Here is a 13,797-nt window from a genome sequence, read left to right on the forward strand (position 1 = left end):
GTTCAGTCTTGTATGACTTCCCTACGGTACGCCTGCTCCCGACGGACCGCTCCCAGGGCCAGCAGGTACTGGGCCGCCAGGTACGTCGCCATGATCCAGAAGTCGGGTCGGGGCAGCTGCGGCCACTCGGCCACCCCGGTGGCGATGAGGGTGTCGGAGAGCAGGAACAGCGCCCCGCCCGCCCCGGCGACCCGGCCCAGCGCGCTGGAGCGGTAGGCCATGGAGGCCAGCAGCAGGCTGTAGCCGGCCACGGGGATCCGCAGGTCCGCCGGCAGGTCGGGCCATAGCAGCGCGACGGTCCCGACGAGCGCCACGGCGTACGCGCCCCCGAGCGCGGGGCTGGTCCGGCCCCGCCCGAACAGCGCCAGGTAGCAGACGTGCCCGGCGGCGAAGGAGCCCATGCCGACGAGGAAGGCGGGCTCGGCGTCGAAGAGCAGGGCGAGGTCCCCGCCCCAGCCGAAGAGCAGGGCGGCCACCAGCAGCCGGGGCGCCCGGAGGGTGAGCACGTATCCCACCAGCAGCGGCATCAGCAGCGGCTTGGCGATCAGGTGCCCCGGGTGCCAGCCGGCGAGGAGCGAGAGGAGGTCGGCGGCCGAGGCCACGGCGAAGGCACCGAGCAGCACCCGCCCGGCGGTACCGGCGCTCTCCGGTACGCGCCGCACACGGGACTGGACGGCGCTCACGCGGCGGGCTCCGGCGCCTTCTCGGGCCGCGCGGCCGGGGCCGCCGGGGAGGGCTGCCAGCCGGGCCCCCGGAACACCCGCCCGGCGCGCTCGCGCCAGCTGCGGGCGGCGCGGACGTCGCGGGCGATGGCGGCGTACTCGTGGGTGGCGACGCGCAGCGGATTGTAGGTGTCGATGTTCTTGGTGAGCCCGTAGACGGGCTGGTCCGTCTCCCCCACCCAGGACCCGAACATCCGGTCCCAGACGATCAGGATGCCGCCGAAGTTGCGGTCCAGGTAGCCGCCCTGGGAGGCGTGGTGGACGCGGTGGTGGGAGGGGGTGTTGAAGAGGTACTCGTAGGGGCGCGGCAGCTTCCCGATGCGCTCGGTGTGCACCCAGAACTGGTAGAGCAGGTTGATGCCGTAGCAGAAGGGGATCGCGGCGGGGTGCACCCCGAGGGCGACCATCGGCAGGTAGAACCACCAGGTGGTCGCGCTGGTCCAGGGCTGGCGCAGGGCGGTGGTGAGGTTGAAGTTCCGGCTGCTGTGGTGGACCACGTGGCAGGCCCACAGGATCCGGATGACGTGGTGGAGCCGGTGCTGCCAGTAGTAGAGGAAGTCCTGGACGAGCAGCATCAGCAGGGCGGTCCACCACAGGAACGGCACCCGCAGCGGCGTCAGTTCGTAGACGGCCGTGAAGACCGCGACGACCGGGATCTTCCAGAGCAGGTCGAAGCCGATGCTGCCGAGCCCCATGGTGACGCTGGTGACCGCGTCCTTGGCGTCGTAGCCGGCGGCGTCCTCGTCGGGATGGAGCCGGTAACTGACCACCTCGATGACGGTGAGCAGCACGAAGGCGGGTATGGACCACAGCACGACATCGGGCAGATTTGGCATGGGCGCACCTTAGGGCGGGTTCCGGGGTGCCGCTAGGGGTTGTTACCGATCAGTATCCGACGGGGTTACCCGGGGTACAAGGGGGAGGGCGCATGGCAGGGGTGGAAACCGCCGCACTCCGGGCGGCGAGCACGGCGGCGGGGTGGCTGTGGAGGTCCCGGCTGGGCCAGGTCCCGGGCGCGGGCCTCACGGACCGCGCGCTGCGGCCGGCCGCGCGCTGGCGCCGGCCGGAGGAGCTCGGCGAGCCGGAGGCGCGGAGGCTGGCCGGGGAGCTGGCGGAGCGGCTGGGCGGGGCCGCCGCCCGGCTGCCGGAGCACGAACGGCTGGCGGCGCTCGACGCGGTCGCCGACGCCTTCGCGGGGCTGGGCGGCGTGGACGCCGACGCCGTCTTCGCGGCGGACCTGGACCCGGTACGACTGGCCGCGCTGCTCCCGGTGCCGGCGGGGGCGGGGCTGAGCCCGTCGGCGCAGGCCGTGGCCCGGGACCTGGTCCGGCTGGCCTGCGCGCACACGGTGGAGTACCTGACGACGCTGCCCTCGTTCGGGGCGCGGGCAGAGGTGGAACTCGTGCGGCGCGCGGGCGCGTTGCAGCGGTCGGTGGACCGGCTGGCCGGACGGGCCGGCGACGGGGCGGGGCACGCCTTCGAGGAGCGGTACGCCCGCTGGGTGGCCGACACCCACGGCCGGCTCCAGCTGTTCGGCCTGACCACCGGCCGGGCCCGGGAGGAATGGCCGCTGGACCTGGCGTACATCAGCCTCGGCGTGAGCGGCGAGCAGCCGCCGGTGCTGCCGGGCGAGGCGGGGCCGCACCGTACGACGGTCCGGGCGGAGCAGGCCCTCGGCGCGGCGGAACGGGTCCTGCTGCGGGGCCCGGCGGGCTCGGGCAAGAGCACCCTGCTCCAGTGGCTGGCACTGAACGCGGCCCGGCAGACCGAGGGGTCCTGGGCCCTGTCCGTACCGTTCGTGCTGCGGCTGCGGTCCTTCACGACGGCGGAGGCACTGCCCCTGCCGGAGGAGTTCCTCCGGGCCGCCGGGGTGCCGCTGTCGGCGCCGCCCGGCTGGGTCGAGGAGCTGATGCTGAGCGGCCGGGCGCTGGTCCTGGTGGACGGGGTGGACGAGGTCCCGCAGCGGCTGCGCGGCCGTACGGAGACCTGGCTGCGCTCCCTGATCTCGGCCTTCCCGAAGGCCCGTTACGTGGTCACCACCCGCCCGTCGGCCGTACCGGAGGACTGGCTCGCGGGGCAGGGCTTCGTCCCGCACGCGCTGCTGCCGATGGAGCGGGAGGAGGTGGGCGCCTTCATCGGGCACTGGCACCGCGCCGCGCGGGCGGAGTGCCCGGGCGAGGACCTGGACGCGTACGAGACCTCGCTGCGCGAGGCGGTGACGGCCCGCCGCGACCTGGGCCGCCTCGCCACCAACCCCCTGATGTGCGCGCTGCTGTGCGCCCTGAACCGGGACCGGCGGATGCGGCTGCCCCGGGCCCGGAAGGAGCTGTACGACGCGGCGCTGGACATGCTGCTGGTCCGGCGGGACACGGAGCGGGAGATCGCGGGGGTGGAGGGGGTCTACCTCACCCGGGACGAACAGATCCTGCTGCTCCAGCGGTTCGCGTACTGGCTGATCCGCAACGGCCAGGTGGAGGCGGGGCGGGAGGAGGCCGTCGAGCTGGTCGCGGAGTGGCTGGAGGTCATGCCGCAGGTCCAGGGTGACCCGGAGCAGGTCTTCACCCACCTCCTGATCCGCAGCGGGCTGCTGCGCGAGCCGGTGAAGGGCTCGGTGGACTTCGTCCACCGCACCTTCCAGGACTACCTGGGCGCCAAGGCGGCGGTGGAGTCCCGCGACTTCGGGGTCCTCGTACGCAACGCCCAGGACGACACCTGGGACGACGTGGTCCGCATGGCGGTGGGCCACGCCCGCCCGGACGAACGCACCCGCATCCTGCGGGGCCTGCTGAAGCGGGCCGACAAGGTCAAGTCGGCTCGCAACCGCCTGACCCTCCTGACCGCCGCCTGCCTGGAACACGCCCCGGAACTGGACCCGGCCCTGCGGAGCGAGATCCAGTCCCGGACGGCCGAACTGCTGCCGCCGCGCACGCCGGAGGAGGCGGAGGAACTGGCGAAGGCCGGGGAGCTGGTACTGGAGTTGCTCCCGCAGCCCGAGGAACTCTCCCGGGACGAGGCTGCCGCCTGCGTGCGGACGGCGGCGCTGGTCGGCGGGGACCGGGCCCTGGGGGTGGTCGCCCGCTTCCGCCATGACGACCGCAGCGCCGTGCAGTGGGAGATCGCGCGCAGCTGGGGGGACTTCGACAGTGCGGAGTTCACCGAAGAGGTCCTGGCCGATGCCTCCCTGGGCAAGGCGATGCTCATGGTCCGCACTCCCGAGCAGCTGGCCGATCTGGCCCGGCTGCCGCACGTGGAACGGGTGCACATCAGCGATGCAGGGGGGATCCCGGAGTGGCCGGCCGACCGGCGGCTGACGAACCTGGTGCTCTTCCGCAACGGGCTGACGGACCTCGGGGCGCTGACCGTCCACGAGGAACTCGAATACCTGGGTCTCTACAGCTGCCCGGCACTGTCCGGGCTGGGGCCGCTCACCGCGCTTCCACGACTCCGGACCCTGGTGCTGACCGACCTGCCCGCCGGGCTGGACCTCTCCCCCCTGGCGGAGTTGCCCGCGCTCGAATGGCTGACGCTCAAGACGCCGACCGGCGTGCGGCGCGTCTCCGACCTGCCTGCCCCTCAGTCCCTCAAGGCACTCGTACTGCTCGGCCCCGAGCCCCGGCTGGACTCCCTGGCGCCTTGGCCCCGGCTGGACCTGCTGACCGTCAGTGGGCCCGGGCTCCTCGACGAGGTGGCCGGGCTGCCGGCGCTTCCCGGGCTCCGCACCCTCAACGTGCTGGAGCACGAGGACCTGGATCCCGCGGCACTGCTCAGCCAACCCCAGCTCAGGGAGCTGCACCTCGGCAACTGCCAGAGCCCGAACGGCCTTGCGGCGCTCCGCGACCTTCCCGAGCTCACGGACCTGACCCTGACCGGGTCCACGGGCAGCCACGACCTCACCCCGCTCGCGGACCTGGACCGGTTGACGATCACACTCGGCGCGAAGGGCAACGTCCGGGGCCTGGAGCGGATCCCGCCCGAGCGGATCAAGAGGCTGAGCCCCTGGTGATCCGCCCGGCGGGAACCCACGTCACCAGACCCGGACCGACCCCCCACGGGCGAAGGCCGGGCTGGTGGCGTCCGGCGGGACCGACGTCAGCGGTTCGGCCACCTCCGAGACCAGCGGGCCGCACTTCGCCGCCACCGCGTCCAGCAGGGTCAGGTCGAAGCCGTACACCCGGGCCGCGTTGCCGCCGGCCATCGCCGCGACCTCCTCCCTCGGGAGGCCCGCGTACGCGATGCGCAGGCCCTCGCGGGAGTACGGGGTGGTGCCCTCGTCGTGGGGGTAGTCGCTGCCCCACATGATCTTGTCGAGGCCGATCCGCTCCCGCAGCGGGACCTCGTGGGGGCGCATGAAGCTGGCCCCCACGAAGCAGTTGTCCCGCCACACCTCGCTCGGGCCCTTGCCCATCGAGTCGGCCAGCCCCGCCCCGAACTTGGACTCCGCCGTGGACGAGGCCGCCACCAGGCGCCCGTGGTAGTAGTCCAGCATCTGGAGGACGCCGGGGATCCAGCCCGAGCCCTGTTCCGTCAGGACCAGTTTCAGGCCCGGGTGGCGGCGGAAGGCGCCGCCGAAGATCAGGTGCCACAGGGCGCGGTGCGAGAACCAGGTGGTCTCCACCATGAAGACGGCGCGGGCCGCCGGCTCGTCGCCCAGCGGCGGGGACGCCGAGCCGCCGTGGTGGTTGACCGGGACGTCCAGTTCGTCGCAGACCGCCCAGATGGGGTCGTACGCGTCCGAGTACAGCTCCGGCACCGTCGAGCCGGGCGGGACGCCGGGCAGCAGGACGCCGCCCGTCAGCCCGGCCTCCCGGGTGCGGCGGATCTCCTTCACCGCCGCGTCCACGTCGTTCAGCAGGATCTGCGCCACCCCCGCCCGCCGGCCCGGCGCGTCCGCGCAGAAGTCGGCCAGCCAGCGGTTGTGCGCCTGGAGGCCCGCCCAGCGCAGCTCGTACTCGGCCGCCGACGGGGGCTGGGCCATCAGGGAGGCCTTGGGGAAGAACGGCGGGATGGTGTTCGGGAAGACCACCTCCGCGACGATCCCGTCCGCCTCCAGCTCCGCCAGCCGGCGGGCCGAGTTCCAGTTCCGGTCGGCGGTGTCCGCGAGGAGGTCCTCGTACGGGTTGACGTACGTGGCGGCCCAGGCGTCGAACGCGTCGTGGTGGCGCTTGGCCAGGTACGGCTTGTAGTCCAGCAGGTCGGCGCCCGCGTGGCAGTCCGCGGAGATGACCGTGTAGCGGTCCCCGGTCATGACGTGACCCCCAATACCGGGAAGTCCTCGCCGGTGAGCCAGTGCCGGCCGGTCTCGCGGGAGCGGGCCCAGGAGGCCTCCACCGCGGCCTGGTCCGGGCTCTGGCCCAGTTCGGCCGGGGTGGGGCCGATCCGGCGGGCGAGCGGGGCGAGCTTCGCCGTGTCGAAGCCGAAGACCTCGGCCGCCGCCAGGCCCAGCATGCGCCGGGTCTCGGCGACCGGGATGTCGTGGAAGGTCTTCGCCAGCCAGTCGCGGGTGTCGGGCCAGGTGCCCTCGGGGTGCGGGAAGTCCGAGCCCCACAGGATGTTGTCCACGCCGATCTCGTAGCGCTGGGCGAGTTCGCGCCGCTTGGTGTTGGTGGCGCAGACGAAGACCTGGCGGTCGAGGTACTCGCTCGGCGGGCGTTTCAGCTCGGCGAAGGGCGAGAGCTTCTTGCCGCCGTGCGCGCCGAGGTAGAGGCGGTCCATGAACCACAGCTGGTTCGGGAGCCACCAGCAGCCCGACTCGGCGACGCCGAACTTCAGGCCAGGGTGGCGCTCGAAGGCACCGGACCACAGCAGGAACCACAGCGGCCGGGCCGGCCACCAGGTGACCTCGGAGACGTAGATGCCCAGGTGGTCGCCGTACTCGTGGCGCGGAGCGGCTCCCGAGTGGGTGACGACGGGCATCCCGGTCTCGGCGGCGGCCGCCCAGACGGGGTCGTAGCGGCGGTCGTGGTAGGGGGCCTTGTCCACCCACATGGAGGGGATCATCAGGGCGCCGAGGCCGGACTCCTTGGCCCGGTGGATCTCGGCGACGACCTTGGCCGGCTCGGCGGTGACGGGCAGCAGGGCGACGCCGCAGTGCCGCTCGGGGTTGCGGGAGACGAACTCGGCGAGCCAGCGGTTGTGCGCCTGGGCTCCGGCCATGCCGAGCTCGGGGTCCTGGTCGCCGGAGAGGCCCAGGCCCACCCCGAAGGGGGCGGCGGTCTGGCTGTCCACGGCGTCGGCGTCGGGGAAGACGACCTCGGCCGCGACCCCGTCGCCGTCGAGCTCCTTCAGGCGCTGGGCGCTGTCCCAGCCGCCTTTGAGGCCCTCCTCGTGGTCGTGGAACCACTTCTCGGCGAAGGCCTCGTTGCGGATGCCCAGGCGGGTGGCCTCCTCGCGGCGGGCGTCGCGCTGGCCGAGGAACTCGTCGAAGGCACGGTGGAACCGGGAGTCGAGGTAGGGGCGGTACCGCTCGGTGGGCAGTCCGGCGTGGCAGTCGGAGGAGATGATCAGGTACGGGTCTTCGTACGCGTTCACGCTGTTTCTCCTCAGTCGAGGATGAAGCTTTCCAGGTAGGCGGGGTTGGCGCGGTCGAGCATGGACTGCGAGCGGGCGCGGATCTGCCGGTCGCTGTGCTCGCTGGCCGGGAGCATCCAGAAGCGGTCGGCGCGGATGCCGTCGACGACGTGTCCGGCGACCTCCTCGACCGGGGTGAAGCGCACCTCGTGCCCGGCCGCGCGCATGGCGGACTCGTACTGGTCGAGGGTGCGGTACGGGGACTTGCGCGGCCGCTCCTTCGCGTAGCGCTCGGGGCGGTTGCGGTGCGACTCCCACAGTCCGGTGCGCAGCATGTGCGGTCCGGGGAAGAGGACGGAGGCGCCGACGGAGGCGCCCTCCGCCTTGAGGTGGGCGTAGAGGGACTCGGTCATGGTGACCACGGCCGCCTTGGTGACGGCGTACACGGAGGCGGTGGGCAGCGGGGCGATGCCCCCGTCGCCGGAGGAGGTGTTGACCACGTGCCCGGGGGCGCCACCGGCGATCATGCGGGGGACGAAGGCCTGGATGCCGTGGAAGACGCCCCAGACGTTGACGGAGAAGGCCCACTGCCAGTCGCTGGGCTCGTGCTCCCACATCCGGCCCTCGGCGCCCGAGCCGACGCCCGCGTTGTTGCACAGCACGTGGACCGCGCCGAAGGCCTGGTAGGCGGCGTCGGCGAGGGAGACGACGGAGTCGCGGTCGCTGACGTCGACGGTGCGGGCGAGCACCTCGGCGCCCTCCGCCCGCAGCTCGTCGGCGGCCTTGCGCAGGGCGCCCTCCTCGACGTCGGCGAGGACCACCCTGAGGCCTTCGGCGGCGAAGCGGCGGGCCATGGCCAGGCCGATGCCGCTCGCGGCGCCGGTGACGACGGCCACCTGTCCGGTGTCGAGCCTCATGTCACGCACTCCCCTCGGGCGGGCCGTCGAAGGCCTGTTGCGGGTCGTCGTAGCGCTGGTGGAGGTAGGGGAGCAGGGCCTGGGCGCTGACCCGTTCGACGGCCCGGCCCTGCTGGTCGGTGGTCTTCTCGCCGATGGTGAGTTCCACGAGCCGGCGGACGGGCAGGTCGGCGACGGGGTCGAACATCGACTCGCGCAGGATCACGTCGCCGGTGAGGTGCTCCAGTTTCCGGACCTTCTCGTTGCGCGTGCAGTGCACGAGGACCGGGTCGTCCTCGAAGCCGGAGCCGTCGACGGCCGGCAGGAACTTGAAGTAGAAGTCCGTCTTGCGGGCCGGTCCGGGTACCGGCAGCGCCCGGTCCACCGCCCCGCGCACCTCCACGAAGGCGATGCCGTGCCGGGCGAGGGAGGCCCGGACGACCAGCCCGTCGCGCTCCACGGTGACCTCGCCGAGCTTCTTCGGCTCGCCGAAGACCTCGCGGCCGCCGGTCAGGGCGCGCTCGTGGGTCATCGGCATGACCAGCGGGTACCAGCCCTCGACCCCGCCGTGCCGGGCGGAGACGGCCACCGAGCCGGCGCCGAGCGGGTAGCCGGGGAGGTCGACCTTGCTGATGTTGGCCCGTACGAGGGGCCGTTCGGCGGGCTTCAGCGGCGGCGGCAGGACGGCCGCCACCACGTCCGGGTCGGTCTCCCAGACGGCCACGACGCCGGTGGACCAGATGTCGGGGAGGTTCGAGCTCTTCTCGCGCGACGCGGCGATCTCCGCCTCGGTGCGCGCTCCGTACCGTACGCGTGCCATGTTCCGCACCACCCTTCTGGGGGTCCCCCCGGACGGGGTCCGGGGAGCGGGTTCTGTAACACAGTTACACCGCCGCCGATGAAGGGTAAAGAGGGCCGCACGCACCAAAACTGACGGTGCGTCGGATCACCGGACCCGGGGAAGGAAGCCGATGGCGAGGAGCCCGCTCACCCGCGAGGCGGTACTGGCGGCGGCCGCCGAGCTGGTCAGGCGGCACGGACCGGCCGCCCTCACCATGCGCAAGCTGGCCGCCGAGCTCGGTACGGCGGTCACCTCCATCTACTGGCACGTGGGCAACCGCGAGCAGCTCCTGGACGCCCTCGTCGAGCGGACCGTCCGGGACATGGGCGGCGCCGTCCGGCCCGCCGGCCGCACCCCCGCCGAGCGCATCGTCTCCGTGGCCCGCACCATGCGCCGCGAACTGCGCGAGCGGCCGCACCTGATCGCGATGGTCCACGAACGCGGCCTGACCGACCGCATGTTCCTGCCGGCCCAGCGGGCGCTGGTCGCCGAGGTGCGGGCGGCGGGGCTGAGCGGGGCCCGCGCGGCCGACGCCGTGCGCGCCGTCCAGTTCCAGGTGGTGGGCTTCGTCCTGGTGGAGCGCAACCGCGAGCGCTCCCCCGTCCAGTCCCCCGGCGAGGGCGAGCTGTGGGAGCCGGCGGCCGCCCCCGACGACCCGGACCTGGCCCGCGCCCTGGCGCGCCCGGCGGACCCCGAACGGCTCTTCGTGCTGTCGGTGCGGGCCCTGACGGAGGCCCTGCTGGCCGGCGGGTGAGCCGGCCCGCGGACGGCGGCGGGCCGGAACTGTCGGTGAGGGCCCGTATTCTCTATGACCATGCTCGACGACCGTACGACCGCAGACACGACGTGGCCGACCGCCTACCCCCAGGGGTACGCGGTCGTCGACGTGGAGACGACCGGGCTCGCTCGCGACGACCGGATAGTCTCCGCGGCCGTCTACCGGCTCGACGCGCGGGGCGAAGTCGAGGACCACTGGTACACCCTGGTCAACCCGCGCCGGGACCCGGGCCCGATCTGGATCCACGGCCTGACCAGCGAGATGCTCTCGGACGCGCCCCTCTTCGAGGACATCGCCGATGAGTTCGCCGAGCGGCTCGCCGACCGGGTCCTCGTCGCGCACAACGCCATCTTCGACTGGCAGATGATCGCCAGGGAGTACGCGCGGGCCTCGTCCGCCGCGCCGGTGCGCCAGCGGCTGTGCACCATCGCCCTGTCGAAGGAGCTGAACCTGCCGCTGCCCAACCACAAGCTGGAGTCCCTCGCCGCGCACTACGGGGTGGTCCAGCAGCGCGCCCACCACGCGCTCGACGACGCCCGGGTGCTGGCGGAGGCCTTCCGCCCGTCGCTGCACGCGGCCGCGCGGGACGGCGTACGGCTGCCCCTGCTGGAGTGCCGCCCGCTGACGGAGTGGTCGGACTCCCCCGCCCGGCCCCGGGTCGGCTACCAGGCCTCCTACGGAGGCGGGGGCAGCTGGCGCGCCTCGCGGAAGCTGACGCCCTCCCCGTACCCGAACCCGGGGCGGTTCGAGGACGGCAAGCCGCTGAAGCAGGGCATGCGGGTCGCCTTCTCGGGTGACACCTCGGTGGACCGGGAGCTGCTGGAGGACCGGGCCGTGGAGGCCGGGCTGCACGTGGCGACGAGTGTGTCGCGGCTCACCAGCCTGCTCGTGACCAACGACCCCGACTCCGCCACCTCCAAGACGGTCAAGGCCAAGGCCTTCGGCACCCCCGTGGTGGACGAGGCGGCCTTCACGCAGCTGCTGCGGGACGTGGCGCCCGCCGGGGAGAAGTAGCCCGGGCGTTGCTCCGGGCGGGTGCAGGCGCGGCGACTCACCCCCGTGGATCTTGTTCCGGTCCGCCGGCCCGCGAAGCATGCGGCGCATGGCACGTTGTGAGGTCTGCGGAAACGACTACGGCATGTCCTTCGAGGTTCATGCACAGGGCGCGATTCACGTCTTCGACTGCTTCTCCTGCGCCATCCACCGCATGGCGCCGATCTGCGAGCACTGCCGGGTCCAGATCATCGGGCAGGGCGTGGAGGTCGAGGGGCAGTGGTTCTGCGGCGGGCACTGCGCCCGCGCGGAGGGGAAGGTGGGCATCGTCGACCGCGTCTGACCCGTCCCCTTTCCTCCCCCTCCACCCCGGAAGGCCACCCGGCCTCCGGGGTCCTTTCCCTTGCGGGTACCGTCATGGGCGTGTACCGCTTCTTGCTGACCCGGCAGTGGGTGTGCCTCACCCTCATCGCCCTCGTCCTCATCCCCGTGATGATCAAGCTGGGGTTCTGGCAGTACCACCGCCATGAGCACCGGGTCGCCCAGAACGAGCTGATCGCGAAGAACCTGTCCGCGAAGCCGGTGCCGGTGACCGAGGTCACCTCCCCCGGCCACACGGTCCCGCGGTCCGACTACTGGCGCGCCGTCACGGCCAGCGGTACGTACGACTCCGCGCACGAGGTCGTCGTGCGGATGCGCACCTCGAACGACGACAAGGTCGGCTTCCAGGTGGTGACCCCGCTGGTGCTGGGTGACGGCCGGGTGGTGCTGGTCAACCGGGGCTGGGTGCCCGGCGGGGACGACCCGACCGCCTACCCGCCGGTGCCGGCCGCGCCCTCGGGCGAGGTGACGGTCACCGGACGGCTCAAGGCCGACGAGACCAGCGGCGGCAGCGGGATCAAGGACCGCAAGGGCCTGCCGGACCGTCAGGTGATGCTGGTCAACAGCGAGCAGCAGTCCGCCTACCTGGGCAAGCCGGTCCTCGGCGGCTACCTCGAACTGACCTCCCCGCTGCCCCGGAGCGGCGGGCCCGAGGCGGTGGCGGAGCCCGACCACGACTCGATCGGCCCGCACATGGCGTACGCCGTCCAGTGGTGGCTGTTCGCGGCGGCGGTGCCGGTGGGCTGGCTGGTCCTGGTGCGCCGGGAGCGGCGCGACCGCGAGGCGGCGGCCGCGGCGGCGTCCACCGTGGAGCCGGAGCCCGCTTCGGCGTAGGTTGGCCCGCATGGATCTTGGACTGAAGGACCGTGTCTACATCGTCACCGGCGCCACCCGGGGCCTGGGCTTCGCCTCCGCGCGGGAGCTGGCCGCCGAGGGCGCGAAGGTGGTGCTGACCGGGCGGGACGAGGAGCGGGCGGCGGCCGCGGCGGCCGGACTGGGGCCGGACGTGGTGGGCCTGGCGGCGGACAACGCCGACGCGGGGTCGGCGCGGCGGCTGGTGACCGAGGCCAAGGAGCGGTTCGGCCGGCTCGACGGCATCCTCATCAGCGTCGGCGGGCCGGCGCCGGGCGGTGCGGCGGACAACACCGACGAACAGTGGACGGCGGCGTTCGAGTCGGTGTTCCTGGGCGCGGTGCGGCTGGCGCGGGCGGCGGCGGAGGAGCTGGGCGAGGGCGGGGTCATCGGCTTCGTCCTCTCGGGCTCGGTGCACGAGCCGATCCCCGGCCTGACCATCTCGAACGGCCTGCGGCCGGGGCTGGCGGGCTTCGCGAAGTCCCTGTCGGTGGAGCTGGGGCCGCGCGGGATCCGCGTGATCGGGCTGCTGCCGGCGCGGATCGACACGGACCGGGTGCGGGAGCTGGACTCGCTGTCCGGCGATGCGGGGGCCGCGCGGGCGCTGCACGAGTCGCAGATCCCGCTGCGGCGGTACGGGACGCCGGAGGAGTTCGGGCGGACGGCGGCGTTCTTCCTGTCGCCGGCCGCGTCGTACCTCACGGGCGTCATGCTCCCCGTCGACGGAGGCTTCCGCCACGGCTTCTAGCCGGACGCTGCGCGAACGGGCGCGGCACCGCCTCCCGGGCGGGTCCGCCCCCAGGCCCCCGCGCCTCAAACGCCGGCGGGGGCCGTGAACAGCCGCGCGGCGATTGAGCGGGCGTTTGAGGCGCGGGGTCAGTCGGAGAGGCCCGCCAGGTCGCGGAGGCGTCGGGCCTGGGCCGCGCGTTCGGCGACCCGCTGGTCGTCGTACGCGCGCGACCCCGCCTCCCGCAGCAGCGCCTTCGTCTCGATGACGGCGTCCCGCGGCGGAGCCAGCAGCGCGGTGGTGAGGTCCTGCACGGCGGCGTCCAGTTCGGCGGCCGGGACCACCAGGTTCGCCAGGCCCACCCGCTCGGCCTCCTCGGCGTGCACGAAGCGGCCCGTCGCGCAGATCTCGAGCGCGCGGGCGTAGCCGACCAGGGCGGTCAGCGGCTGGGTGCCGGCCAGGTCGGGGACGAGCCCCAGGCTGGTCTCGCGCATGGCGAACTGCACGTCGTCCGCGACCACCCTGAGGTCGCACGCGAGCGCCAGCTGGAAGCCCGCGCCGATGGCGTGCCCCTGCACGGCGGCGATGGAGACGATGTCATTGCGCCGCCACCAGGTGAAGGCCTCCTGGTACTCGGCGATCGTGGAGTCGAGCAGTTCGTCGGAACCGCGCGCCAGATCGAGGAAGGACGGCTCGCCCTCGAAACCCTCGGGGGTGAACGCCTGACGGTCGAGCCCAGCGGAGAAGGACTTGCCCTCGCCGCGCAGCACGACGACCCGGACCGTGCCGGGCAGCGACCTACCGGCCTCCGCCAACGCCCGCCAGAGCGCGGGGGATTGAGCGTTTCGCTTGGCCGGATTGGTCAGCGTCACCGTGGCGACCGTGTCGTCGATGGTGAGCCGTACGCCATCCTTGTCGAGCAGAGCCATCTGGTGCCTCCGGTGTGCAGTCGTGGCCGGACGCCCGGCCTAAGTGACTGCACAGTAACCACCCAGCCGGCCACGGAGCCGACCGGGGGTCACCGAAAGAACCATGCGGAACCATGCGTGGTACGGAACGGAGCCGTCGGACGATCCTCGGCGCCGACCCCGGCCTGTCGG

13 protein-coding genes are annotated in these 13,797 nt (G+C 73.2%); 6 read left to right on the forward strand and 7 right to left on the reverse strand.

The features are described from left to right. Positions 1-2: 2 nt before the first annotated feature. Together ABT403_RS10855 and ABT403_RS10860 are read right to left on the reverse strand one after the other, a co-directional pair. Positions 3-683 (reverse strand): lysoplasmalogenase, encoded by a 681-nt coding sequence (locus tag ABT403_RS10855; protein WP_344154679.1) that lies wholly within the window; start codon positions 681-683, stop codon positions 3-5. After that, the gene (locus tag ABT403_RS10860; protein ID WP_344154676.1) at positions 680-1,558 is read right to left on the reverse strand and encodes a sterol desaturase family protein; all 879 of its coding nucleotides are present in this window, start codon (positions 1,556-1,558) and stop codon (positions 680-682) included. Before ABT403_RS10860 ends, ABT403_RS10855 begins: the two co-directional genes overlap by 4 nt. Before the next feature lie 92 nt (positions 1,559-1,650). On the opposite strand from ABT403_RS10860, the gene ABT403_RS10865 reads away from it, so the two are divergent. Beyond that, entirely contained in the window at positions 1,651-4,725 is a 3,075-nt protein-coding gene (locus ABT403_RS10865) for an NACHT domain-containing protein (RefSeq protein ID WP_344154673.1), read from the forward strand. A gap of 21 nt (positions 4,726-4,746) precedes the next feature. On the opposite strand, the gene ABT403_RS10870 is transcribed toward ABT403_RS10865, so the two are convergent. Genes ABT403_RS10870 through ABT403_RS10885 form a run of 4 tightly spaced genes read right to left on the reverse strand, consistent with a single transcriptional unit; the run spans position 4,747 to position 8,945 of the window. Then, positions 4,747-5,967, reverse strand: a complete 1,221-nt coding sequence (locus ABT403_RS10870; RefSeq protein ID WP_344154670.1) for an amidohydrolase family protein — start codon at positions 5,965-5,967, stop codon at positions 4,747-4,749. Continuing rightward, on the reverse strand, positions 5,964-7,250 hold the full coding sequence (locus tag ABT403_RS10875) for an amidohydrolase family protein (protein WP_344154667.1): 1,287 nt from the start codon (positions 7,248-7,250) through the stop codon (positions 5,964-5,966). The genes ABT403_RS10870 and ABT403_RS10875 overlap by 4 nt, the downstream gene beginning before the upstream one ends. 11 nt (positions 7,251-7,261) lie before the next feature. Beyond that, on the reverse strand, positions 7,262-8,146 hold the full coding sequence (locus ABT403_RS10880) for an SDR family NAD(P)-dependent oxidoreductase (RefSeq protein WP_344154664.1): 885 nt from the start codon (positions 8,144-8,146) through the stop codon (positions 7,262-7,264). A gap of 1 nt (position 8,147) precedes the next feature. Further along, complete coding sequence (locus ABT403_RS10885) at positions 8,148-8,945, reverse strand: acetoacetate decarboxylase family protein (protein WP_344154661.1); 798 nt, start codon at positions 8,943-8,945, stop codon at positions 8,148-8,150. Between the two features lie 151 nt (positions 8,946-9,096). Here ABT403_RS10885 and ABT403_RS10890 point away from each other — a divergent pair, with 151 nt between their 5' ends. The 5 genes from ABT403_RS10890 (at position 9,097) to ABT403_RS10910 (ending at position 12,718) form a co-directional block, all read left to right on the forward strand. After that, entirely contained in the window at positions 9,097-9,720 is a 624-nt protein-coding gene (locus ABT403_RS10890; RefSeq protein WP_344154658.1) for a TetR/AcrR family transcriptional regulator, read from the forward strand. Positions 9,721-9,774: 54 nt separating this feature from the next. Further along, entirely contained in the window at positions 9,775-10,758 is a 984-nt protein-coding gene (locus ABT403_RS10895) for a DEDDh family exonuclease (RefSeq protein ID WP_344154655.1), read from the forward strand. Between the two features lie 88 nt (positions 10,759-10,846). Next, positions 10,847-11,080, forward strand: a complete 234-nt coding sequence (locus ABT403_RS10900) for a metallothionein (RefSeq protein ID WP_344154652.1) — start codon at positions 10,847-10,849, stop codon at positions 11,078-11,080. Between the two features lie 80 nt (positions 11,081-11,160). Beyond that, a complete protein-coding gene (locus tag ABT403_RS10905) occupies positions 11,161-11,952 on the forward strand; it encodes an SURF1 family cytochrome oxidase biogenesis protein (protein WP_344154650.1) in 792 nt (263 codons plus the stop codon). Between the two features lie 10 nt (positions 11,953-11,962). Beyond that, the gene (locus ABT403_RS10910; protein ID WP_344154647.1) at positions 11,963-12,718 is read left to right on the forward strand and encodes an SDR family oxidoreductase; all 756 of its coding nucleotides are present in this window, start codon (positions 11,963-11,965) and stop codon (positions 12,716-12,718) included. Positions 12,719-12,846: 128 nt separating this feature from the next. Here the strand turns inward: ABT403_RS10910 and ABT403_RS10915 are convergent, their stop codons facing one another. Continuing rightward, a complete protein-coding gene (locus ABT403_RS10915; RefSeq protein WP_344154643.1) occupies positions 12,847-13,626 on the reverse strand; it encodes an enoyl-CoA hydratase/isomerase family protein in 780 nt (259 codons plus the stop codon). Positions 13,627-13,797 lie beyond the last annotated feature (171 nt).

Source organism: Streptomyces sp. NPDC000075 (assembly GCF_040301925.1).
Classification (GTDB): domain Bacteria; phylum Actinomycetota; class Actinomycetes; order Streptomycetales; family Streptomycetaceae; genus Streptomyces; species Streptomyces polychromogenes.